We start from the raw sequence: 21527 nt of genomic DNA, 5'->3' as shown, positions 1-21527 counted from the left end.
CCAAGATAGTGCGCCCCGGCCCGAAACGGGCCGGGGCGCAGCAGCGGGTCGTTCAGGCTCAGTCCTCGACGACGTCGCCGTCGAGAGTCTCCTGAGCGCGCTGGTAGGCCTCGTTGTGCAGGTCCACGAACTCGGCCATGCCGGAGGACTCCAGCTCTGCGACGAAGGCGTCCCATTCCTCGATGTCGCGCTGGCCCAGGATGAACTGGGCGGTGGCGGTGCGGACCTGGTCGGTCAGCTGGGTCTGGTTGATCGAGGCGCGCTCGCGCTCCAGCTCATCCAGCGGGCGGGCTGGGTCCGGGGTCAGGCGTTCCTTGGAGTCCATGGAGTCGCGGAACTCGATGACCTCGTCGCGGAGCATGGACTGGACCAGTTCCGTGGAGGAGCCGTGGGCGAGCATGAACACGCCGTTGTGGTAGCCGTAGTCGACGTTGAGCTGCTCCTCGCCCTCGGGGTTCAGCCCGTTCATGTCGATGTTCGCCGCCAGCGTGCGGCTGCCGTCCTCGTCCTTGGTGTAGGTCTCGCCCTCCACACCCCACTTGGAGAACTCCATGCCCTCATCGGAGTAGTAGAGCCAGTCCAGGAACTGCAGCAGGGCGACGAAGTCCTCCTCCTCGGCGACATCGGCGGAGAGCGCCATGCCCGACTCGAGCCGGCTGGCGTCGACCATGTCACCTGCGGGGCCGCCGGGCACCCGGATCATGCGAACCTCCATGTCCTCGTCGCCGACCTCCTCGATGGAGGTGCGGTAGGTCAGCAGCTCCTGATCGTTGGCGCCGATCACGGCAGAGCCTCCGGAGGCGAACTTCTGGATCGCCTGGTCGTCGTCCTGGGTCAGCGACTCGGAATCCATCAGGCCCTCCTCCACCAGTCCGGCGAAGTAGGCGAGCAGATCCCGGTACTCCTCCATCGCTCCGGCGTAGACGAACTCATCGGCCTCGGCGTCGTAGTGCATGCCGTCGCCGTAGCCCCAGCCGGCGCTGGTGCCGAAGTTCGGTGCCACCACATTGAGCGTCGCCTCCAAGGGCCCGTTCTCCGACCAGCGGTCGGAGTAGGGGACCATGTCCGGGTAGGCCTCCTGGACCTGCCGCAGCTGATCGGCGAACTCCTCGAAGCTCTCCGGATCCTCCAGTCCCAGCTCGTCCCAGATATCACCGCGCACCGCGAAGGAGTACTGGTGCTGCGGGTCCTCCAGGAGCCCCGGGAGCACGTAGAACTTGCCGTCCTCCTGGTAGAGCGAGGCGAAGTCCTCCTCCAGCTCCCAGTCCTCGATCTTCTGGGTCAGATTCGGCATCAGGTCTAGGTAGTCGCTCACCGGCAGCAGCGCCCCGCCGGCGATGAACTGGGTCTCGTCCCCGGGGTAGGTGATCGGGATGAAGTCCGGGGCGTCACCGGCGCCGATCACCAGCGCGCGACGTTCCGCCCAGTCCGAGAGCGGAGCGTTGCTGGTCTCAAGCGTCACCCCGTGCTCCTCCTCAAGCTTGTTCAGGAACTCCCAGTCGTCCTGGATCGGATAGTTCGGGTGATCGCGATAGAGCAGCGAGAACTCCACCGGTTCGGTGGCCACGAAGGTGTCGCCGGCGGCGAAGTCCTCCATGGCCCCGGCGCCGGAGGCTTCCATATCGATCTCGGCGGCCGCGTCGCCTTCACCTTCGGCGTCGCCGCCGCAGGAGACCAGCAGCAGCGCCGAGGCGGCCAGGACGGAGGTGATGGGCCAGGTGCGCCGGAAGCGTCGACGTCGTCCCTCAGGGGTGCCGGTGACTGGAGTGTTCATGTGCGAGTGATCCTTTCGTGCCTGTCCGGGTCATCCATTGATCCGGTGCGAGGTCTGGTGCCGCGGGAGAGCTGCGACGGGGGGTGGGTCAAGCCTTGACGGAGCCGAGCATGATGCCGCGGACGAAGTACTTCTGCAGGAACGGGTAGAGGCAGATGATCGGCAGCGTGGTCAGCAGCATCGTGACCGACTGCACGTTGGAGGCGATCTGCGTGCTCTCACCGGCCGCCCCGCCCATCTGCTCGGTGCCGGTGGCCCCGGCGAGCAGGTTCCGCAGGTACACGGTGACCGGGTAGAGCTCCCTGCGGTCCAGATAGAGGAAGGCCTGGAACCAGGCGTTCCAGAAGCTCACCGCGTAGAACAGGATCATGGTCGCCATGACGGCCTTGGAGAGCGGGATCACGATCCGCCACAGGATGCCGTAGGTGGTGAGCCCGTCGATCTCGGCGGCCTCCTCCAGCTCCTCGGAGAAGTTCTCGAAGAAGGCCTTCATCACCAGCAGGTTGAACACGCTGATCGCGTTGGGCAGCACGATCGCCCAGATCGTGTTGGTGAAGCCGATCGCGTTGATCAGCACGTAGTTCGGGATCAGGCCGCCGTTGAAGAACATCGTGAACACCGCGACTCCGATGAAGAAGCTGCGTCCCTTCAGGTGCCGCTTGCTCAGCGCGTAGGCGAAGCAGGTGGTCAGCACCATGGCGATGGCGGTGGCCACCACGGTGTAGATCACGGTGTTCGCGTAGTTGCGCCAGAACATCGAATCGCTCATCACCACCTCGAAGGTGGTGACGTTGAATCCGCGCGGGATCAGGTTGACCTCGCCGGCGTTGATGTAGCCCTCCGAGGAGAAGGACTGGGCGATGATGTTCATGAAGGGATACAGCGTCACCGCGCAGATCACGATGATCGCGATCCCGTTGAAGACTCGGAACGCGGAGTAGGACTTCGAGTCCTTGATCTTGATGGTCTGGGTCGGGCGGGAGCCGATGCGCGGGTCCTTCTCGACCTTGGTGCCGGGTTCGGCGGGAATGGTCACCACAGCGAGTTACCTCCGAGCTTGCGGGCGATGCCGTTGGCGGACAGGATCAGGACCAGGCCGATGAGCGCCTCGAACAGGCCGATGGCGGCCGCGTAGGAGAAGTTCGACGAGGTGATGCCCACCCGGTAGACGTAGGTGGCGATGATGTCGGCTGTCTCATAGATCAGCGGGTTGTACAGCAGCAGGACCTTCTCGAAGCCCACGGCCATGAAGGTGCCGACGTTGAGGATCAGCAGCACGATCATGGTCGGGGTGATCCCAGGGATGGTCACGTGCCACATCTGCTTCCAGCGGTTGGCGCCGTCGATCCGGGCCGCCTCATAGAGCTGGGGATCGATCGTGGTCAGCGCGGCCAGGTAGAGGATGGTTCCCCAGCCCACGGTCTGCCAGACCTCGGAGGAGACATAGACCGTGCGGAACCATTCCGGAAGCTGCATGAACGGCATGGTCTCCCCGCCGAGGGAGCCGATGATCTGGTTGATGGTGCCGTTGACGCTGGTCAGCTGCAGGACCATGCCGGCGACGATCACGATGGACATGAAGTGCGGCAGGTAGGAGATCGACTGCGCGATCCGCTTGAACTTGTTGCTGCGCAGCTCGTTGAACATCAGCGCGAGCACGATCGGCAGCGGGAAGCAGATCGCCAGGGTCAGCGCGCCCAGGATGATGGTGTTCCAGAAGACCCGCCAGAAGGTCGGGTCCTGGATGAACATCTCGATGTAGTGCATCCCGACCCATTCATCGCCGAAGATCGAGGATCCCGGGCGGAACCGGCGGAACGCGATGACGTTGCCGGCCATGGGCAGGTAGCGGAAGATCAGCAGGAACAGCAGCGGCAGGATCAGCAGCGTGTAGAGCCGCCAGTCGGTCTTCAGCGCGTGCTTCCAGGTGTTGGTGTTGTTGGTCCCGGCGTAGCCCTTGCGGCTGTTTCGACGCTTCTTCTGCGGCTTGTCGTTCGGGTCGGTGAACTCCGGCACGACGCCGGCTTCACGCAGCGCCGGCTGGCTGCTCCCCTCGGTGACACCGATGGCGCTCATGCAGCTCCCCTCAGAGTGATTCGGCTACCCTGCAGCGAGAAGATGCGACGTGATTCAGGTCACAAGGTAAGCGGTTTCCTAGAACTTAGTTGCATGGCGCACACTAAGTCAAGCCAAACCGTGGTTTGAGTCACATCTCGCGACTATGGTCGCCGGGGGATAGAACCGCGTTGGGGCCGGGGTGCCGACGGGATGCGGTCAATCCGGGGCGGTCAGCGCTGCGGGGTGCTCGCCCGCAGGACCACCCGGGTCTGGATCTTCAGCCGCACCGGCTCCGCGCCGGATCCCAGGGCCAGGCGCACCGCGCTCTGGCCCAGCTCGTGCAGCGGGATCTCCACCGAGGTCATCGCCGGGTTCATGTCCTCGGTGAGCCCGACGTTGTCGAAGCCTGCCAGCGAGATGTCAGCTCCCACACGGAGCCCGTGGTCGCGGATTGCCGTCGCCGCGCCGAAGGCCATCATGTCCGAGGTGGCGAAGACGGTGTCCAGCGGGGCACCGAGGTCCTGCCGCCGCGCCAGCAGCTCATGCATCCCCACATAGCCGCCGTCGCGGGTGAACTCGGTCTCCACGATCGCGTCGTCGCTGAGCGAGATCCCGCGTTCGGCCAGGCCGGCGCGGAAGCCGCTGATCCGGTCGGCATTCGTCTGCAGGGTCATCCGTCCGGAGACCACGCCGAAGTCTCGGCCACCGCGATCGACCAGGGCATGGGCGAGCTTCCGGGCGCCGTCGTGGTTCTGGATGTCCACCAGGTCGAAGGGGGAGGGGCCCTGGGTGATCACGACGACGCGCCCGCCGGTCTCGGCGTAGGCGCGCAGTGCGGCCGTGAACTCTTGGGTGTGGGTGTTCTCCTCATCTCGGGAGCCCGCGACGATGATGGCCTGGGGTCGCTGGCTGCGGAAGGTGCGCAGCATCTCCAGCTCGCGGACCGGGCTGCGCTCGGAGGCGGCCATGGTGACCATCAGCCCGGCCTCGCTGGCCCCGGACATGATCCCGGCCGCGATCGCGCTGAAGTAGGGGTCGGCGACGTCGCTGAGCAGCACCGCCACGGTGGGGGAGGCGCCCTTGGCCACCGTCTGGGCCGAGAGGTTCGGCAGGTAGCCCAGCTCCTCCGCGGTGCGCTTCACCCGCGCCGCGATGTCCTCGCTGACCCGACGCGAGCTGCCGTTGATCGCCCGCGAGGCGGTGGCGGTGGAGACTCCGGCCGCGCGCGCCACCTCGGTGAGGGTGATCTGGCGCTGCTGGGCTGCCATGCGGTTCCTTCCTGGCTCAACGCATCAGGGCAACCGCACCGTGGCGCCGGGATGTACGGCGCAGCGGCCGCAGCCGGTATGGACACCGTCCTCAGCCGGGCGGATCACAGACAGTGTGCCACGGCCTTGTGATTCAAGCCAGGGCGCGACCCCTTGCAGGCAGAAGGCCGGTCTGGGCGCGCACAGGTCTCGCCGCGCACAGGTCTCGCCGCGCACGGGTCTCAGTCGCGCGCAGCGATCAGCTCCCGGCGAGCAGCATAGGCCTCACGCACCTGCGGCGTCGGTGTCCCGGTGATCGTCTGGGTCTGCACCGTGGACCAGGCGGGGGGCGTGGCCGACCCGCTGAGCACCCAGGCCGCCTGCCTCGCGGCGCCGTCGGCCACGTACTCGCCCGGCGCCGGGACCGTGACCTCGCGACCCAGGATCGCCGGAGCGATCTGCTGCACGGCGGCAGAGCGGGCAGCGCCGCCGATGAGCGTGATCGATTCCACCGGGACTCCCTGCGAGGTCATGGCCTCCAGGCCGTCGGCCAGACCGCAGAGCAGTCCCTCCACCGCGGCGCGGGCCACGTCCTGCGGGTTCATCGAGGCCAGGGTGAGCCCGATGAAGGAGCCGGTCGCGTGCGGCAGGTTCGGGGTGCGTTCCCCCTCGAGGTAGGGCACCAGGGTCAGTCCGTTGGCCCCGGGCTCCGCGGCCAGTGCGAGCTCGGCGAGCCCGGCATGATCCACCCCGAGCATCTTCGCGGCGCCGTCGAGCACTCGGGAGCCGTTGAGCGTGACCGCCAGCGGCAGGAACTCCCCGGTGGCGTCGGCGAAGCCGGTGACCATCCCGGAGGGGTCCTGGATCGGCTTGGGCGAGACCGCAGAGACCACTCCCGAGGTGCCGATGGAGATGGCGACGTCGCCGGTGCTCATCCCGAGTCCCAGGGCTGCGGCGGCATTGTCGCCTGCGCCCGGGCCCAGCAGCAGATGCCCCCAGCCTCGGGCGGCGTCCCCGGTGCCCACCTGCTCGGCGGGTCCGGCAACGCGCGGCAGGATGATGCGACGGGCGGCGTCCTCGGTGATCCGCAGGGCACGGGCGAGCAGGTCGAAGCGATAGCTGCCCGCAGCGGTGTCGAAGTAACCGGTCCCGGAGGCGTCGGAGCGATCGGTGGCCAGATCACTGAGCTCGGTGGAGCCGGAGAGCTTCCAGGTCAGCCAGTCGTGGGGGAGTGCGACGGCGGCCACGCGCTCGGCGTTGCGGGGTTCTGCATCGGCGAGCCAGCGCAGCTTGGTCACGGTCAGCGAGGCCACCGGCACCGAGCCGGTCATCGCCGTCCAGGCCGCGGCCCCCTCAGATCCGCCGCCGTACTCCGTGATCAGCGCGTCCGCGGCATCGGCGGAGCGGGTGTCGTTCCAGAGCAGCGCGTCGCGGATGACCGAGCCCTGAGCATCCAGGGCGACCATGCCGTGCTGCTGGCCACCGATGGATGCGGCCGCGACGTCGTCGAGTCCGCCGGCCGCTGTGATCGCCTCGAGGAGCGCGTCCCACCAGGCCGCGGGGGCGACCTCGGTGCCTTCGGGGTGCTTCGCGGAGCCGGTGCGGACCAGCTCTCCGGTGTCCGCGTCACGGATGACGACCTTGCAGGACTGGGTGGAGGAATCGATGCCTGCGACCAGAGTCGGCATGCCGTGTCCTTTCATCGCGTCAGTCCGGGCGGACTGACCTTGCGGGTCGGCCGGCGGGGCTGGCGGGTGGAGCTCGGTGGGTGGTGGGGAGTGCTTCTGCAGGATCTCGCGGCGGTGGCCGGTCACCCCAGGGCTCTGGGGTGACCGGCCACATGCTGCTGCTCAGTGCTTCTGCTGAGCCTGCCTCGAACGGCTGTGGATCAGCCGATCAGGTGCTTCATGGCCAGCTGGTTGAGGTTCACGAAGCCGTAGTCGCGCTCGGCCGCCTTGTCCACGTCGAAGGACTCGTAGGTGGAGGTGTCGGCGATGAAGTCGGTCAGCGACTCACCGGCGGCCAGGGTGGACTCGCCGAGCTCGTAGACCCCGGAGGCCTTCAGCGCAGCCTGCACCTCTGGGTCGGCGCGGAAGGCCTTGGCCTTGTCCGCGAGCATGGTGACCATCTCGACGTTGGCCTTCGCCGAGTCCCAGATGCCCTGGACGTAGTCGGTGCGGGAGGGCTTGTAGTCGAAGTGCAGCCAGCCGTCGTAGCTCGGTCCGCCGCCGGGGAAGCCGTTGACCAGCAGGTCGATGGTGAAGAAGGCGGAGGCCAGCTCGCCGTGGCCGAAGACCAGGTCCTGGTCGTACTTGATGGAGCGCTGGCCGTTGAGGTCGATGTGGAAGAGCTTGCCGGCCCACAGCGCCTGGGCGATGCCGTGGGTGAAGTTCAGCCCGGCCATCTGCTCGTGGCCGGTCTCCGGGTTCAGCCCGACGATGTCGCCGTGCTCGAGCTTGGCGATGAAGCCCAGCGCGTGGCCGATGGTCGGCAGGAAGATGTCGCCGCGGGGCTCATTGGGCTTGGGCTCCAGCGCGATGCGCAGGTCATAGCCCTTGTCCTTGATGTAGCTGGCGATGGTGTCCACGCCCTCGGCGTAGCGCTCGTGCGCGGCGAAGAGGTCCTTGGAGCCGTCGTACTCCGCGCCCTCGCGCCCGCCCCACATCACAAAGGTCTCTGCGCCGAACTCGGCGGCGCGGTCCACGTTGCGCAGCAGCTTGCGCAGGCCGAAGCGGCGCACGGAGCGATCGTTGGAGGTCAGGCCGCCGTCCTTGAAGACCGGGTGGGAGAAGGTGTTAGTGGTCACCATCTCCACCTTCAGGCCGACCTCGTCGGCGACCTCCTTGAAACGGGTGAAGTACTTCTCCCGCGTGGAGTCATCGGTGCCGAAGGGGGCGACGTCGTCGTCGTGGAAGGTGACACCGGACGCGCCGGCCTCCTTCAGCTTCGGAAGGTACTCCCACGGCTCGAACTCGGGGCGGGAGGCCGAGCCGAACTGGTCCTGCGCGGTCCATCCGACGGTCCAGAGACCGAAGGAGAGCTTGTAGTCAGATGCTGGCGTCGATGCCATAGGGGCCTCCTGCGAAGGAAAAGGAATGGTTCCGGGGTGCACCGGGAAGCTGTGACCCGGCACTCATTTTGTTTCTAGATGTAACCTAAATCCTAATGGGGCTAAGATCAAGTCCGTGACCCAAGACACTACCCGCAGCCTGCCAGGACCGAGATCGAGCACTGCGTTCGGCGTGACCTCCCGGGGCTCGCTGGCGCGGCTGGGCCGCAGCTCCGGAGAGGAGCGCGGCGACTTCGCCCGCGCCCCGCGCGGAGACCGGGTGGTCAGCGATCACTCCTCCCGTCCCGGGGCGCGCCAAGAGACGCTGCGGGAATCCAACCTGCTGCTGCTGACCGAGGAGATCTTCTCCGCCGTGGAGCCGCTCTCCCGGGCCGATCTGGCGATGCGCACCGGCATGACCCGCTCCACTGTCTCGCGTCTGGTGGATGATCTGCTCGCGGCGGGGATCATCCGGGAAGGTTCCCCGGCGGTGGGCGGCGGGTCCCGCGGCCGGCCTGCGGTGCCGCTGCATCCCGCGCGGGCCACCCTGGCCGGGCTCGGGGTGGAGATCAGTGTGGACTTCATGGCAGCCCGTGCCCTGGACCTGACCGGTGAGACCCTCGCGGAGGAGATCATCGACGGCGACTTCCGCGGATCAGACCCCTCGGAGGTGCTGCCCCGGGCCGGGGCGATGGCGCTGCGGGTGGCGCAGCAGGCCACCGCCCGCGGTGCCCGCGTGGTGGGCACGGTCCTGGCGCTGCCCGGTCTGATCGGCGCCGACGAGCATTCCCTGGTGCTGGCGCCCAACCTCGGCTGGCGCGGCGTGGACGTGGTGCCGCTGCTGGTCGGAGAGCACCGTGATGCATTCGGTGGATTCATCCATGCCGCCAACGAGGCCAAGCTCGCTGCGCTCGCCGTGGCACAGGAGCTCGCCGCGGCTGACCAGCAGGAGCAGACCTTCCTCTACGTCTCCGCGCAGATGGGCATCGGCGCCGCCGTGGTCATCGACTCGGTGGTCGACGTCGGGCAGCACGGCTGGGCCGGAGAGATCGGCCACATCTCCGTGGAGCCCGAGGGGCCGCAGTGTGGCTGCGGGGCGCTCGGGTGCCTGGAGACCTACGCCGGCAAGCGTTCGCTGCTTGCCGCGGCTGGAATGGAGCGCAGCGCCACCGCGCAGGACCTGGTGGAGCGCAGCCAGCGCGACGACGACGCCGGCCGGACCGCCTGCGAGGCGATCGACCGCGCCGGGTGGGCGCTGGGGGTGGCGCTGGCCGGAGCGATGAACCTGCTCGACGTCCACGACATCGTCCTGGGCGGGGTCTACGGACCGCTGGCAGACATGCTGCGCCCGCGCATCGAGAAAGAGCTGAACTCCCGGGTGCTCTCCGCGCAGTGGAGCACCTTCAGGGTGCGCACCGCCTCGGCCCAGTCGGCGCCCGCGGCCAGCGGCGGGGCGCTGCGCGCCATGCGCTGCGTGGTCGATGCCCCGCTGCAGTGGGTTCCCCAGCCCGCCTGATTTGACGGGTCTGGCGTTCCGAGTCTGAGCTCAGGCGGCCCTGAGCGGACCGATCGCTCAGTCCACCCGGATCGCTTCGATGCTGTAGCCCACCCGGAACCATGTCCCGGGTTCCAGGTGGATCAGGTCCTCGCCGCTGTTCAGCGCGTTGGGCGGGCAGGTCATCGGTTCCACGGCGACACCCGCGCGATCGATCCGCTCCCCGGTGTAGACCTGGACCCACGGCGTGTCAGCGATCATGCGCACCACGAACCCCGAGGGTCCGTGGACAAGCTCCGCGGTCCAGCCCTCCTCGGGGAGGTCTGTGAAGGCGTGATCGATCCTGCGCCCGGCCAGCAGCGGGCCGTTGGTGAGATCGAAGTCCGCCGAGACTGATTTGCGCCCCGTCACGCTGCCATCGGCCTTGGTCTTCAGCATGGTCCGTGCAGGAAGCCGCAGTCGGCATTCCTTCAGCGGCGCACCTCCGGCGGTGAGATAGGGGTGGAAGCCAGCCCCGAACGGCGCCGTCCGCGGGGCTGCGGCGTGCGCGCTCGCTGCTTCTTCGGGGTCGAGATCTGCAAGCCGCGTCTCTGACTCGTCGGTCTCTGATCCGTGAGCATCGACGCCGGCCACGGTGGCCTCCGCCGGCGCAGTCTCGCCGTCTTCTCCGACGGATGCGGTGAGCTCGGGCTCGAGAGTTGCGTCCTCCTCGGCCGCGCCCTGGTCTCCGTTATCGGAGTCCTCAGCCTCGGGCTGGGCAGCCTCGTTCTGGTCAGTGTCTGCTGGGTCAGCCTCGGGCTCCGCTGCGTCAGAGGTTTCCAGGTCAGCGTCACCGGCGTCGAGTTCGTCCACCCCGCGGTCGTTCGGGTCGGTGGCTTCGCCTTCCGGCTCAGCGGCGTCCGTGTCCTCTTCGAGGGAGGGGTCCGCGAGCTCTTCGGGCTGGTAGCGAGCCATCAGCGTCGCGGCGAGGCCCAGGTCGGCGGAGACCCGGTAGGTCAGCGCGATCTCCAGGCCGAAGGGGTAGCCCTCCGAGCTTTCCAGCCAGCCGGCCAGCTGCACCTCGGACTCTTTCTGGGAGACAACGCGCAGCGGGGTGTCGATGAGCAGCCCGTGCAGCGCTGCACCGGTGGCCTCCTCATTGACCGGGAGCAGGTGCTCGACGCCTGCGTAGGTGTAGCTGGCGCCCTTGGTCCGGTTGGGCCAGGGTGCCAGAACGGCACCGGCGAAGGCCCCTTCGGTCTGCGCGGCGGGCACGATGAGCTCATCCTCGAGGTGCGAGAGGTTCAGCAGCTGACCGCCCAGGAGGCTGATCTGCGCGGTATACCCGCCGCCGGTGATGGAGACCGAGTTCGTCGTGTCCATTTGTGGTGCCTCCTACGAAGCGTCGCAATCCTGCGCGGTTCCCTGGCACTGCCGGCGACCCGGCTGAGGACCAGGCGGACGGCGGCAGTGAAACGCGAAGTGACAAGTATGGCAACAGTACCCAAAAGCCCATAGTTCGGCCTATTCGTGCCGAACCAGGGGTCGCGGCAGTGCGAGACTGACCCATGAGGCATAATGACCGGTTACCCCTTCTGAGCGAGTGTGATGACAGTGAATACATCGGCAATGACAACTTCTGAAGAGTTCTCGATCCCGCCGGCCGGCGCAGGTGGCAGCTTCTCCCACACGCCGGGCAAGAAGATGGTCTGCCTGGACGTGGACGGCACGATCGTCTTCCATGACGGCCGCATGTCCGAGGCCGTGAAGCAGGCCGGTCGTGCCCTGGTGGCAGATGGACACACCGTCGTGGTCTCCACCGGTCGTTCGCTTCCGGCGACGCTTCCAGTGATCGAGACCTTCGGCATCGAACACGGCTACGCGGTATGCAGCAACGGGGGAGTGACCGTGCGCATCGACGTGTCTCTGGAGGAGGGCTATGAGGTGCTGGATCGTCGGGTCTTCGATCCAGCCTCCGCGCTCGACGCGCTGGTGGATCGGCTGCCGAATGCGCGCTACGCCATCGAGACTTCCCTCGGAGACTTCCTCTCCACGGAGCGCTTCGAGGACATGTCCTTCGGCCTCGACGCCCGCGGCGTGAGCTTCCAGGAGATGAAGCAGGCCGAGGCTGTCCGACTGGTGGTCAACTCCACCGAGTCCACCGCCGAGGAATTCGCGCTCGCGGTGCAGAGCATCGGCCTGCATGGCGTGACCTATTCGGTGGGCTGGTCGGCTTGGCTGGACATCGCCGCCGCCGGCGTCACCAAGGGCTCCTCGCTCGAAGCGCTGCGTGAGAGGCTGCAGGTGCCGGCGGAGGATACCGTGGCCGTCGGCGACGGGCGCAATGACATCGAGATGCTCGGCTGGGCGGCTCGCGGAGTGGCCATGGGGCAGGCTCCCCAGGAGGTCGTCGACGTCGCCGACGAGCTCACCGCCCCGGTGGAGGAGGACGGCCTGGTCCCGGTCCTGCGGAGTCTGCTGACGCAGGACTGAGGTTGCGGGCCCTGCGCAGCGCCGCTGCTTAGATCCCTCGACGAGGACGTGCTCGGGCACCCCCTGTCTGATCGGACGGAGGTGGGGTAGCTTATGTTCAGTCAGCTGAGTGAGTTCATCGATGGCCTGGTCCCAGGTCGGCGCCCGAAAGGCCTCCATGAAGTTCGATATACATCATGTGTCCGCGCGCCAGACCGTTGCTTCCACGGAAGCCTCTGTTGAGGACGTCGAGCAGGGCAGGGAGTTCCTCCGGGCAAGAGTTGAAGCCCTGGTGGCGGCACTGCCGGAGAGTCCAGTGGTGGCCGGCAGCGTCGAGGCCCTTCAGGTGGAGGTTCTCGATCCGACGAGCGAGGCGGTCATCACGAAGACCAGATCCGCGACGGCGGGAGCCTCTCTGGCTTTGAATCACTTCTCCGAGGGCGACGAGCAGATGCGTTCCACGACGCATTCGCGAGCTTCCTCGGTGAACGTGCCCGATATGCCGGGAGGATCGCGTTCATGAGCGCGGGACTCTTCACGGTGGTGCAGCTCGATGAGTCAGATGTCGTTCGCATAGCTGCCGGGGGCGTGGAGACGGCAGCGGCAGAGCTGCACCACGGGATGCGGGCCGCGACCCAGTCCTGGAGCCCCCTCGAGCAGGAGTACTCGGCACCCGAGGCCCCCGCGTTGCACAGTGCTCTCACGACCCCTGTTTCTGTATCCCAGGAACTCGCAGACGCTGGCACGAGAGTCTATGGAGCGTTGAGCCGGTACGCGGAGCGTCTTGCTGAACTTGCCACCACCCGAGCGCAGCTGCTGAACGATATCGGCAGCTTCGAGACTGATGGCGTGCAGGGAGCCGACGACGATGATCGCTCCGCGCGGGAAGAGGCCATTGAAGGGCTCAAGGCCCAGTGTCAGGCACTGGCGGAGGCGAAGGATGACGCGCAGAACACGTGCGCCGCTGAATTGGCCGCCATCACCACCTCCTCAGCGCACGGACGGGAAAGTCTGCGTGTCGTCCCCTCGTCCAACGAGGGTTCCGACGTGGCACAGGGAACCCCGTACACGGACTACGTCGAGACGCTGGCTGGCAGCCGGGCTGAGTGGGGAGGGCTCAACCTAGACAGCGGAGCGGAGCAGCTGGGCTATGGGCTCACAGGAGCAGCATTCATCGTGGACTCCGCACGAGGTCTGATGGTTCGAGGAGCAGTGCGCCATGGGTGGCCTCCGAACTTCATTCAGAGCCTGTCGAAGAGCAGCCCGATCGGCGAGAAGCTGGTTCGCGCGGGTCTGGGGTGGAGTCACCAGGATGTGAAGAATCCAGGTCAGTTCATCGCCAAAGATGGTGCCCTCAGCCCGTTCCGGAGGCCGGTGGGTGTGCGCGACAGTGCTCGAGTGATGCTCGGCCGCGTGTCCGCGGCTTCGAGGACCAAGATGGTGACGGTGCCGCGGCCCGGGTCGGCTGCGCCGTATGCCACGTGGGGCCGGATCGGAAATGTCGTTTCGAGAGTGGCCGCCCCGGTCGGCGTCGCCAGTACCGCTGCGTCCAGCTGGTCAGAAGACTCCCTCGCGCATCCAGACATGGGTGTCGCCGAGAAATCCTCGAGGGCCGCCGTTTCGGCCGGCACCGCCTTCGTCGGGGCTGCTGCGGGAGCCAAGGCGGGTGCCGCCATGGGGGCAGCCGTCGGATCATTCTTCGGGCCTGGCCCAGGAACCGCCGTGGGCGCGGTGATCGGTGGCGTCGTCGGTGGCGTCGCGGGAAGCTCACTGGGCCAAGCTGTTGGCGACACCGTGAAAGAAGAGGTGGGGAAGCAGGCACAGGCCGTTGCCGACAAGTTCAAATCGTTCTTCGGAGGTTAAGGTTTGCTTATTCTGTGGATTCTTGGAGCAATCGTATTCTTCTCCGCTTCGGTATTTTTCTTCGTATATCCAAGAAGGATCCGCGACGCGCATTGGTATGGAACCCTGACGGAGCCGCTCTATCTCTACCTGCTGCCGCCAGGTCTCATGCTGTTCTCCCTAGGTTCAGCGACTGCCGCTGCCGATGCCATGAGAGTCGAACTCCCCGTGTCGGTGGTGGGCACTCTGGGGATCCTGCTGGTGGCCTCTGTGTTCGTCGGATTTCTCGCCTTCATGGGTGTCCCAATGCCGCGATTCCTGATGCCCAAGTGGGTCTACGAAAGAAAGGTTAAAGACCGCGCGGACCGGCGCCGTCGACGGGATCGAAAGAAGGCCGAAAAAGTCCAGGGGTAGATCGCTTACCGAAAACATCAATCGTGATTGGAAATCGATGAGTTCACCGAACAGCTACGACCACCCTCGGTCAGCGGTGATCCTGTATGCGCCTCCCGAGTGGGACTTCGATGACAGCGGCCTGGATGACGGGCTGGTGATCGGACGCGCCAGAGAGCCGGAACTGATGGGCTTCCATCCCAACGTGACGCTGATCCAGGTGCCGTTGGACGGAGAGGTCCAGACCCCGGAGGCGACGCTGGCTGGCCAGCAGCAGGCGGAGCCCGGGCTGCAGTCCGCCCTGCGGGACTACCGGCTTCTTCAGCTCGACTACGACGAGGTCGGCGCCCAGGAGGTGCCCGGTGTGATGCGCTCCGCCGCCCACACGACCGAAGAGGGGGTGCCGGTCACCCTGCATCAATGGGTGGCCCGACGATCCGGGGTTGAGGTGTCGATGACCGTGACCTTCCCAACGGCCCTGCTCCCAGACTGGATCAACATCAGCTGGATGATGCGCTCCGCGCTGGAATGGAAAGAGACTGCCTCATGACCGCCACCACGCAGCACACCTCCTTCACCGTGAGCGCCGCCTCCCTCGACGCGATGATCCAGGACAACGCCCCCGACCCCAGCAACGACGCCCAGCAGATCATCGGTGCTGACGGGGCCGTTCTCTTCAGCGCCGGACAGGCGGCACCCGGGTACGAGGAGATCATGGATTCCCTGGCCTGGAAGCAGGGCCTGATCTTGCTCAGCCGCACCGCCTCGACCGGGGAGCACATCCGAGGGTACGTGTGGATGTCCCCGCAGGGGATCGTGCACACCAGCGGCGACGCCGCCGCCGCGACCTTCACCCTGCAGGCGGAGAGCGGGCGCGCCGTCTTTCGAGTGCTGATCGACGTGCTCGGCCTGCAGGCGCGGCCAGCACCGAGCAAAGGCTTCGACCCCGCGCGGATCGAGGAGCGTCTGCTCTGGGAGATCATCTCCGCCGAGTCCGGCCCGCAGCACCAGGCTCGGGAGGCGCTGGCATCCGCTGTAGCGGGCATCGCGCCTGGTCCTGCCGCTGATCTGCGGTCAGGAGAATACGCCGTGATCACGGCCACCACGGAGTTCAACGGCGTCCAGGGGCAGCAGGTCGGCAGGGTGCTGGCCATCGACACTCCCGCGGGGCTGCTGATGCACTCCGAGGAGCGCAGGCTGCTCCGATCCGCCCACGTGCTGGAGCCGACCCCGGCCTGGGTGCTGCTCGCCCAACTGATCACCACCATGCCGCAGCCACAGGACATCGCCTGGTGGGTGGAGGGCCTCCCCGAAGGACGTTAAGCGCGTGCACGGTGACAGCGCGCCCCGCCTGAAGCACATCGAGTGTGCAATTCGACCGGCTTTCTCCACCGATCAGGGTCGAAGACCTGCACGAATTGCACACTCGATGTGAGGTGGCCCGACGGAATGCGTCGGCACGAACGCTCCTGGCTCAGCGCAGCGGGAGCTTCTCCTCTGCGGTGAGCGCGACGTCGTCCTCGGGCTCCTTCTTCCCGCTCAAGGCCCGCTTCATGGACATGATGCATTCGGCGAGCACCCAGACCGCGGCGAAGATGATCACCACGTTGATGGAGAACAGCAGCCACTCGCCGCCGTTGAAGAAGCTGAACACCTGGACCACTGCGGCCCAGGAGCTCATCACGAGCACGATCGCCATCGGGATCAGCACCGGCAGGAACGGGCGCCTCTTGCGCATCAGCATCACCACAATGATGCCCATGGTCAGTGAGGCGAGCAGCTGGTTGGTGGTGCCGAACAGCGGCCAGATCAGCATGCCGCCGGAGCCGTCGGCGCCCTGCGAGAAGGTCAGGCCTCCGCCGATCACGATCACGATCACCGTGGCCGCGATGACGCCGATCCGGATCTTGGCCAGCTCGCCGATCTCCTGGACCACGAAGCGCATCAGGCGGACACCGGTGTCCATGGTGGTCGCGGCGAAGAGCACCGCCATGGTGGCCAGGATGGTGGCCGAGAGGTCCACCGGGATCCCGAGGCCGGCGTTGACGATGGCGCCGCCGCCCTCGACGAAGTTCCCGACCGGATTGTCGTTGAAGGAGGCGTAGACGTCCTCCCACTGGGCCAGCGTCTGGAAGCCTGCGGTGGTCGCGATGATCGCGCCCAGCGCCAGCAGCCCCTCGCCCACGGCGCCGAAGTAGCCCACGAACCGGGCGTCGGTCTCACGGTCCAGCTGCTTGGAGGTGGTGCCGCTGGCCACAGTCCCGTGGAAGCCGGAGATCGCGCCACAGGCGATCGTGACGAACAGCAGCGGGATCATCGAGGGCGTGCCCTCAGGCAGGTTCGTGTTGATCGCCGGGGCCACGATGGTCGGGGTGGCGAACATGGTGGCGCCGTAGAGGATGCCGAGCCCGATGAAGAGCTGCACGCCGTTGATGTAGTCACGCGGCTGCAGCAGCACCCACACCGGCAGCAGTGAGGCGATGCCGGCGTAGAGGAAGAGCACGATGATCCAGACGCCGTTGGGCGCCAGCCCGAAGGTGCTCTCCGGCAGGCTGATGGGGTAGGCGTTGCCCACGATGATCAGTCCGTAGAGCGCGATCACGCCGACGGCGGTCACCGCCAGCAGGTTCCAGCGGAACCGGTAGATCGCCTGTCCCACGGCCAGCGCGACGATCAGGGCACCCCAGGTGGGGATGACCGACCCCGGCTGGGCCACGAGCAGGTTGGAGATCACCACGGCGAAGGCGGCGACGACCATGAGCAGCAGCAGGAACACCACGACCAGGAACAGGTTGCGGCCGCGGGCGCTGATGTAGCGGCCCGAGAGTGTGCCGATCGACTGTCCGCGGTTGCGCTGGGAGGCCCAGAGGGCGCCCAGGTCGTGCATGCCCGCGATGAACACGGTGCCGATGGTGACCCAGAGGAACGCCGGGAGCCAGCCCCAGATCACGGCGACGGCGGGCCCCACGATCGGTGCGGCCCCTGCGACCGAGGTGAAGTGGTGCCCCCAGAGCACGTAACGGTTGGTGGGGACGTAGTCCACGCCGTCGTTGAACTGGTGCGCCGGCGTCTTGAACTCGGCGTTGAGCTTATAGACCTTCTTCGCGAGGAACCGCGAATACAGAAAATAGCCGCTCAGCATCATGGCGATGCCGATCACGGCGATGACCAGAGAATTGACCCCGTCCATCGTGTCCTCCTCATTGAGGGGTGCCTGCCCCCAGGCAGACACCGGTTACGGTGCGAATGATGTGATGCCAGACATAGTACGCGGCAATGCGTGACCGGGGACACCGCGTGGTTGTACCGGGAAGTTAGGATCATGTGATGCCCCAGCCCAGCGAGCCCCCGGTGACCCTCGAGAGAACCTTGGAGGAGATCTGGCCGCCCTTCGGCCTGCGCATCGAGTCTCCCCGCCTAGAGCTGCGCGTCGTGCGCGAGACCGACTTCCCCGCCTACGTGGCCGCCGCAAGCTCTGGGGTCACACACACCACCCGGAATCCCTTTCGCCAAGCCTGGAATGAGAAGGACCCGGAAGCGCTCATCAGGGCGTCGCTGCCTTTTCTCTGGTCCACCCGCTCCGCGGTGAGCCCGGAGCACTGGCACCTGGCATTCGGGGTCTTTCTCAAAGACTCCGGCGACGAGACTTCCACAGCCGGGCAGCCCGGACACGGTGCGCCCGCCGAGCTGATCGGGATGCAGGACTGCTACGCCCATGACTGGCCCATCCTGCGCACGGTCAGTTCCGGCAGCTGGCTGCGCGCGGACCGGCAGGGTCAGGGCCTGGGCGCCGAGGCTCGGGGGGCGATGCTGCTCTGGGCCTTTGACCACTTCGGCGCGGAATATGCCGAGTCGGGCGCCTATACCTGGAACGAACGCTCCCGCCGGGTCTCCGAATCTCTGGGCTACTTCACCTCCGGCACCCAGCGGGTCCCCGACGCCCACGGGGTCGAACCGGAGTGGGAGCACCTGTTCCGGCTGCCGAAGAACGACCTGCTCCGTCCGGGCTTCCAGATCCGGGTGACGGGCAACGCCGAGCTCAAGCGCTTCTTAGGCGATGACTGAGCCCGAGACTCACCTCGGCGACGCGCCCACGCCTGCCCGCACCGAAGCCGCCACCACGGCCTGCGCACCGTCGACGACGACGCCGCAGCCGGTCACCGCGGACTGGGTCCGCGGCGTCGTCGTCGAAGCCCAGCACATCCCACCCCCCGCCGGTCCCGGGTTCTATGACGATGCGGCTGAGGTGCTGCGCGGCATCGGGCTGATCCAGCTGGACCCGCTGACCAGGGTCTCTACCGCCCAACGGCTCACCACGCTGACCCGGCTGCCGCGCAGCGCACGCGCCGAGGAGGTCGACTCCTCGCTCTGGCCCGCCGGGGCGCCGCTGCACCGGGAGCCGGTCTCCTTCGAGGCCTTCACCAAGGTGGCCTGTGTGTTCCCGATCGAGGACTGGCCCCTGCTGCAGCTGCGCCGGGAACGCGTCCGCGAGACCTATGGGCGGCAGCTGGACACTGGGATGCGGGAGCGGATCCGGGAGGTCGTCGCCGCGGCGCCCGACGGGTCACAGATCGGCGCCATCGAAGCCGCACTGGGCACCACCCGCACCACCGGCTGGAGCTGGTCGGAGATCAAGCAGGCGGCAGAGCTCATGGTCCGCACCGGGGAGCTGGTGATCACGGCCCGCAACGGCATCATTCGACTCTTCGACCTGCCAGAACGTGCGCTGCCCGCTGCGGTCCTTCAGGCCGCCCACCTGCCGCCGGAGCAGCTGCGCGCCGACCTGGCGCGCCGAGCCGCGGGAACCCTGGGGGTGATGACCGTGGCCGACTTCGCGCACCACTACCACCTCGCCTCCGCCGACGCCGCCCACGGCATCGCGCTTGCAGGACTCACCGAGCTCCGGGTGCCGGGCTGGAAAGACCTCGGCTACTGCGACCCGCAGCTGCTTCAACGCCCGCCCGAGGACCTGCCGCCGGCCGGCACGGCTCCCGCCGCGCAGTCCCGACTGATCGGCCCGTTCGATCCGTTGCTGCGAGACCGCGGCCGTGCTCGGCGGATCTTCGGCTTCGACTACACCTTCGAGGCCTATGTGCCCAAGGACAAGCGGCGCTATGGCCACTACGTCATGGCGGTGCTCTCCGGCACCGAGCTCGTGGGCCGGGTGGACCTCCAGCGCGTGGGCCCGGTGCTGCAGATCAACCGGGTCTTCCCCGAGCCTGGACACGGCACCCGCTCCGTGACCGCTCGCGTCCGGGCCGGAGCCAGGACGCTGGGCACCCAGCTCGGCACCCGGGTGCAGCTCCCCGAGGACCTGTGACCCGGCGGCGCTGCGGCGCTGTGACCCGGCGGCGCTGCGGCGCTGCGGCGCTGTGACCCGGCGGCGCTGCGGCGCTGTGACCCGGCGGCGCTGCGGCGCTGTGACCCGGCGGCGCTGCGGCGCTGTGACCCGGCGGCGCTGCGGCGCTGTGACCCGGCGGCGCTGCGGCGCTGTGACCCGGCGGCGCTGCGGCGCTGTGCCCCGGCGACCCTGCGGCGCTGTGACTCCGTCCCGCTGCGAGCGGGTGCACTGTGTACGCTTGGGCGTGGAAACGGGCGCGCACCGGGGCCCCCACGGGCACCCCGCGCGGCCGCATGACGCCGCCCTTGACGCTCTACATGAGGAGGACCCGTGGCCCTGACCCACGATGTCACCATCGAAATCCCTGAAGGCTCGCGCGTGAAGTACGAGATCGACCACGAGACCCACCGGCTGCGTCTCGACCGGGTGCTCTTCACCCCGATGCAGTACCCGACCCACTACGGCTACTTCGATGACACCCTCGGAGAAGACGGTGACCCGCTGGACGCCATGGTCTGGATCCCCGGAGTGGACCTGGTTCCCGGCGTCGTCGTGGAGTCCCGCCCGGTGGGCGTGCTGAACATGACCGACGACGGCGGCGGTGACGCCAAGCTGCTCTGCGTGCCCAAGGACAAGCGCTTCGACCACATCCAGGAGCTCGAGGACGTGGATCAGTGGACGCGCCAGGAGATCGAGCACTTCTTCACCCGCTATAAGGACCTCGAGCCCGGCAAGTGGGTCAAGATCGAAGGCTGGGCAGGCCGTGCCGAGGCCGAGGCCGAGCTGACCCGCTCCATCGAGCGTTTCAAGGGCTGACCCAGCCCCACCTCTCATCGAGTGGGCGAACTGAGGGATCGAATTCAGGGATCTCAGGGCCGCTCCGGCCAGGAACCCTCCCTCAAGACGCCCACTCGATGCATGCCTGCGGTCTTCTCCGTCTCCCCAAGGGACCCTCCGGCTCGCCCCGACTCCCAGCGTTCGCCGTGGTCACCCGGGGGCGCTCGCGGATTCCGCCACCACCACACGCAAAGGCCCACAGCATGACCTCCCCTCAGCCCGTCGCGCTGGTCACCGGTGCCTCTTCGGGGATCGGCGCCGCGACCGCGCGCAGACTCGCCGCCGCCGGGTACCTCGTCTACGGCGCCGCGCGCCGTGCTGAGCGACTCGAGGAGCTGCGCGGAGACGGCGTCGTCCCGCTGGTGCTCGACCTGCTCGACGAGGGCTCGCTGACCACCGCGGTGAAGCAGATCCGGGAGGACACCGGACGGCTCGACGTGTTGGTGAACAACGCCGGCTACGGCTCCTTCGGTGCCGTGGAGGACGTGCCGCTGGAGGAGGCGCGCCGGCAGTTCGAGGTCAACCTCTTCGGACTGGCCCGGCTGGTGCAGCTGAGCCTGCCCATGATGCGCTCCCACGGCACCGGCACCATCATCAACGTCTCCTCGGTGGCGGGGAAGGTGGCCGGACCCCTGGGCGGATGGTACCACGCCACGAAGTTCGCGCTCGAGGGCTTCAGCGACTCGCTGCGCCAGGAGGTGGCCCCCTTCGGAGTCCGCGTGGTGGTGGTCCAGCCCGGAGCGATCAAGACCGAATGGGGCGCCCACGCACTGGACTCGGCCCGCCGAGCCTCCGGGGACGGGGACTACGCGCACCGCGTGGAAGGGCTCGCCCGCGGGATCCTGAACCCCGCGTGCGTGCAGCGCCGCGCCTCGGGTCCGGAGGTCATCGCCCGAGTGATCGAGCGCGCCGCCACCAGCTCACGGCCACGCACCCGCTACGCGCTGGGGCACCTCGCCTGGGTGGGGCTCTTCGGCCGCCGGATGCTCAGCGACAAGCTGCTCGACCAGGTGACCGGCCGGATCATGGGCTGAGGCCCC

The 21527-nt window shown here is 67.6% G+C and carries 19 protein-coding genes; 11 read left to right on the top strand and 8 right to left on the bottom strand.

The window, feature by feature from the left end:
- Positions 1-58: 58 nt before the first annotated feature.
- The 6 genes from HNR24_RS09355 to xylA all read right to left on the bottom strand — a co-directional run bounded on the left by HNR24_RS09355 (position 59) and on the right by xylA (position 8149).
- The gene (locus HNR24_RS09355; RefSeq protein ID WP_182495642.1) at positions 59-1774 is read right to left on the bottom strand and encodes an ABC transporter substrate-binding protein; all 1716 of its coding nucleotides are present in this window, start codon (positions 1772-1774) and stop codon (positions 59-61) included.
- An 88-nt stretch (positions 1775-1862) separates the two neighbouring features.
- Positions 1863-2762 (bottom strand): carbohydrate ABC transporter permease, encoded by a 900-nt coding sequence (locus HNR24_RS09350; protein WP_232301721.1) that lies wholly within the window; start codon positions 2760-2762, stop codon positions 1863-1865.
- Positions 2763-2806: 44 nt separating this feature from the next.
- Positions 2807-3850 (bottom strand): ABC transporter permease, encoded by a 1044-nt coding sequence (locus HNR24_RS09345; protein WP_058887984.1) that lies wholly within the window; start codon positions 3848-3850, stop codon positions 2807-2809.
- 212 nt (positions 3851-4062) lie between these two features.
- Positions 4063-5100, bottom strand: a complete 1038-nt coding sequence (locus HNR24_RS09340; RefSeq protein WP_182495641.1) for a LacI family DNA-binding transcriptional regulator — start codon at positions 5098-5100, stop codon at positions 4063-4065.
- A 221-nt stretch (positions 5101-5321) separates the two neighbouring features.
- Positions 5322-6767, bottom strand: a complete 1446-nt coding sequence (gene xylB, locus HNR24_RS09335) for a xylulokinase (protein ID WP_182495640.1) — start codon at positions 6765-6767, stop codon at positions 5322-5324.
- 200 nt (positions 6768-6967) lie between these two features.
- Complete coding sequence (xylA, locus tag HNR24_RS09330) at positions 6968-8149, bottom strand: xylose isomerase (RefSeq protein ID WP_182495639.1); 1182 nt, start codon at positions 8147-8149, stop codon at positions 6968-6970.
- A gap of 115 nt (positions 8150-8264) precedes the next feature.
- Here xylA and HNR24_RS09325 point away from each other — a divergent pair, with 115 nt between their 5' ends.
- Complete coding sequence (locus HNR24_RS09325) at positions 8265-9644, top strand: ROK family protein (RefSeq protein WP_179441440.1); 1380 nt, start codon at positions 8265-8267, stop codon at positions 9642-9644.
- 57 nt (positions 9645-9701) lie between these two features.
- On the opposite strand, the gene HNR24_RS09320 is transcribed toward HNR24_RS09325, so the two are convergent.
- Positions 9702-10985, bottom strand: coding sequence for an aldose epimerase family protein (locus tag HNR24_RS09320; protein ID WP_182495638.1), 1284 nt, complete (start codon positions 10983-10985; stop codon positions 9702-9704).
- Positions 10986-11231: 246 nt separating this feature from the next.
- On the opposite strand from HNR24_RS09320, the gene HNR24_RS09315 reads away from it, so the two are divergent.
- The 6 genes from HNR24_RS09315 (at position 11232) to HNR24_RS09290 (ending at position 15632) form a co-directional block, all read left to right on the top strand.
- Positions 11232-12095: an HAD family hydrolase gene (locus HNR24_RS09315; RefSeq protein ID WP_375139273.1), complete on the top strand. Its 864-nt coding sequence runs from the start codon at positions 11232-11234 to the stop codon at positions 12093-12095.
- A 157-nt stretch (positions 12096-12252) separates the two neighbouring features.
- Positions 12253-12597: a DUF6507 family protein gene (locus tag HNR24_RS09310; protein ID WP_182495637.1), complete on the top strand. Its 345-nt coding sequence runs from the start codon at positions 12253-12255 to the stop codon at positions 12595-12597.
- Positions 12594-13937 carry a glycine zipper domain-containing protein gene (locus HNR24_RS09305; protein ID WP_182495636.1) on the top strand — a complete coding sequence of 448 codons (1344 nt, stop codon included), beginning with the start codon at positions 12594-12596 and terminating at the stop codon, positions 13935-13937. The genes HNR24_RS09310 and HNR24_RS09305 overlap by 4 nt, the downstream gene beginning before the upstream one ends.
- 3 nt (positions 13938-13940) lie before the next feature.
- Positions 13941-14330 carry a hypothetical protein gene (locus tag HNR24_RS09300; protein WP_058887992.1) on the top strand — a complete coding sequence of 130 codons (390 nt, stop codon included), beginning with the start codon at positions 13941-13943 and terminating at the stop codon, positions 14328-14330.
- Positions 14331-14367: 37 nt separating this feature from the next.
- Positions 14368-14859, top strand: a complete 492-nt coding sequence (locus tag HNR24_RS09295; RefSeq protein WP_058887993.1) for a hypothetical protein — start codon at positions 14368-14370, stop codon at positions 14857-14859.
- Positions 14856-15632 carry a hypothetical protein gene (locus HNR24_RS09290; RefSeq protein ID WP_182495635.1) on the top strand — a complete coding sequence of 259 codons (777 nt, stop codon included), beginning with the start codon at positions 14856-14858 and terminating at the stop codon, positions 15630-15632. The genes HNR24_RS09295 and HNR24_RS09290 overlap by 4 nt, the downstream gene beginning before the upstream one ends.
- A 151-nt stretch (positions 15633-15783) precedes the next feature.
- Here the strand turns inward: HNR24_RS09290 and HNR24_RS09285 are convergent, their stop codons facing one another.
- Positions 15784-17499, bottom strand: coding sequence for a carbon starvation CstA family protein (locus HNR24_RS09285; protein ID WP_182495634.1), 1716 nt, complete (start codon positions 17497-17499; stop codon positions 15784-15786).
- 137 nt (positions 17500-17636) lie between these two features.
- Here HNR24_RS09285 and HNR24_RS09280 point away from each other — a divergent pair, with 137 nt between their 5' ends.
- The 4 genes from HNR24_RS09280 to HNR24_RS09265 all read left to right on the top strand — a co-directional run bounded on the left by HNR24_RS09280 (position 17637) and on the right by HNR24_RS09265 (position 21521).
- Positions 17637-18374: a GNAT family N-acetyltransferase gene (locus HNR24_RS09280; RefSeq protein WP_182495633.1), complete on the top strand. Its 738-nt coding sequence runs from the start codon at positions 17637-17639 to the stop codon at positions 18372-18374.
- On the top strand, positions 18367-19629 hold the full coding sequence (locus HNR24_RS09275; protein WP_182495632.1) for a DNA glycosylase AlkZ-like family protein: 1263 nt from the start codon (positions 18367-18369) through the stop codon (positions 19627-19629). Before HNR24_RS09280 ends, HNR24_RS09275 begins: the two co-directional genes overlap by 8 nt.
- 357 nt (positions 19630-19986) lie before the next feature.
- Complete coding sequence (locus HNR24_RS09270) at positions 19987-20466, top strand: inorganic diphosphatase (protein ID WP_058888177.1); 480 nt, start codon at positions 19987-19989, stop codon at positions 20464-20466.
- Between the two features lie 224 nt (positions 20467-20690).
- On the top strand, positions 20691-21521 hold the full coding sequence (locus HNR24_RS09265; RefSeq protein WP_182495631.1) for an oxidoreductase: 831 nt from the start codon (positions 20691-20693) through the stop codon (positions 21519-21521).
- Positions 21522-21527: the final 6 nt, after the last annotated feature.

The sequence above is a fragment of the Nesterenkonia sandarakina genome, from assembly GCF_014138825.1.
GTDB classification, from domain to species: domain Bacteria; phylum Actinomycetota; class Actinomycetes; order Actinomycetales; family Micrococcaceae; genus Nesterenkonia; species Nesterenkonia sandarakina.
This window is presented reverse-complemented; position numbering and strand designations above follow the sequence as displayed.

Coding starts and splice junctions, on each gene's coding strand:
- HNR24_RS09310 (WP_182495637.1), top strand. CDS start 12,253: ATGAAGTTCGATATACATCATGTGTCCGCGCGCCAGACCGTTGCTTCC.
- HNR24_RS09275 (WP_182495632.1), top strand. CDS start 18,367: ATGACTGAGCCCGAGACTCACCTCGGCGACGCGCCCACGCCTGCCCGC.
- HNR24_RS09295 (WP_058887993.1), top strand. CDS start 14,368: ATGAGTTCACCGAACAGCTACGACCACCCTCGGTCAGCGGTGATCCTG.
- HNR24_RS09280 (WP_182495633.1), top strand. CDS start 17,637: ATGCCCCAGCCCAGCGAGCCCCCGGTGACCCTCGAGAGAACCTTGGAG.
- xylB (WP_182495640.1), bottom strand. CDS start 6,767: ATGCCGACTCTGGTCGCAGGCATCGATTCCTCCACCCAGTCCTGCAAG.
- HNR24_RS09345 (WP_058887984.1), bottom strand. CDS start 3,850: ATGAGCGCCATCGGTGTCACCGAGGGGAGCAGCCAGCCGGCGCTGCGT.
- HNR24_RS09290 (WP_182495635.1), top strand. CDS start 14,856: ATGACCGCCACCACGCAGCACACCTCCTTCACCGTGAGCGCCGCCTCC.
- HNR24_RS09305 (WP_182495636.1), top strand. CDS start 12,594: ATGAGCGCGGGACTCTTCACGGTGGTGCAGCTCGATGAGTCAGATGTC.
- HNR24_RS09320 (WP_182495638.1), bottom strand. CDS start 10,985: ATGGACACGACGAACTCGGTCTCCATCACCGGCGGCGGGTATACCGCG.
- HNR24_RS09265 (WP_182495631.1), top strand. CDS start 20,691: ATGACCTCCCCTCAGCCCGTCGCGCTGGTCACCGGTGCCTCTTCGGGG.
- xylA (WP_182495639.1), bottom strand. CDS start 8,149: ATGGCATCGACGCCAGCATCTGACTACAAGCTCTCCTTCGGTCTCTGG.
- HNR24_RS09285 (WP_182495634.1), bottom strand. CDS start 17,499: ATGGACGGGGTCAATTCTCTGGTCATCGCCGTGATCGGCATCGCCATG.
- HNR24_RS09315 (WP_375139273.1), top strand. CDS start 11,232: ATGACAACTTCTGAAGAGTTCTCGATCCCGCCGGCCGGCGCAGGTGGC.
- HNR24_RS09340 (WP_182495641.1), bottom strand. CDS start 5,100: ATGGCAGCCCAGCAGCGCCAGATCACCCTCACCGAGGTGGCGCGCGCG.
- HNR24_RS09355 (WP_182495642.1), bottom strand. CDS start 1,774: ATGAACACTCCAGTCACCGGCACCCCTGAGGGACGACGTCGACGCTTC.